Source organism: Paenibacillus terrae, from assembly GCF_000943545.1.
Taxonomy (GTDB): Bacteria; Bacillota; Bacilli; order Paenibacillales; family Paenibacillaceae; genus Paenibacillus; species Paenibacillus terrae_A.
In genome coordinates this window covers 1-581 of the sequence record NZ_JTHP01000196.1, presented here as the reverse complement: position 1 = coordinate 581, position 581 = coordinate 1, and the positions used below count along the sequence as shown (strand labels likewise).

1 protein-coding gene is annotated in these 581 nt (G+C 45.1%); it reads left to right on the top strand.

The features are described from left to right. Positions 1–89: 89 nt before the first annotated feature. Positions 90–581: helix-turn-helix domain-containing protein (locus QD47_RS29640; RefSeq protein ID WP_161797226.1), on the top strand; the 492-nt coding region annotated here is incomplete at its 3' end.

Below are 581 nucleotides of genomic sequence, written 5' to 3'. Positions count from 1 at the left end.
CTTCTTCGCTAAAGTGAATGTTAGATGTCTGTTTAATAGAGAAAGTGTCCATACTGTCTAGTAATAATAGGAAGAGGACGGGATGGAACATGTGGACCCCATTAAGCAAAAAGGATAATCTAATGAATGATGTGTTCAAGTTCATGTTAGACCTTGAAGAACCCTGGAAATTAGCTGATATTGAGTATGACCCGCAAGAAGAAGCTTGGCACTTATTTATTGATTTTGAACGAGGAGCCCTGTTTGCCTGTCCGCATTGTGGAGCACCTTGCAAGGCCTACGATGCAGAGAAAAAACAGTGGCGCCATCTCGATATTTGGAAATGGAAAACCTATTTACATGCCCGGGTTCCCCGAACAGACTGCAAACAATGTAATAAAATCACGTTGATTCCCGTGAAGTGGTCCCGGCCGTTGTCGCATTTCACCTTGGATTTTGAGACCTGGGCCATGCGTTTAATGGCTGAAATGCCCGTCAACGCAGCAGCGCGTGAATTACGAGAACATGACACACGCATGTGGCGGATTTTTCATCACTACGTCAATCGAGCCATGACCGAACTGGACGTCAGCTTAGTTCGA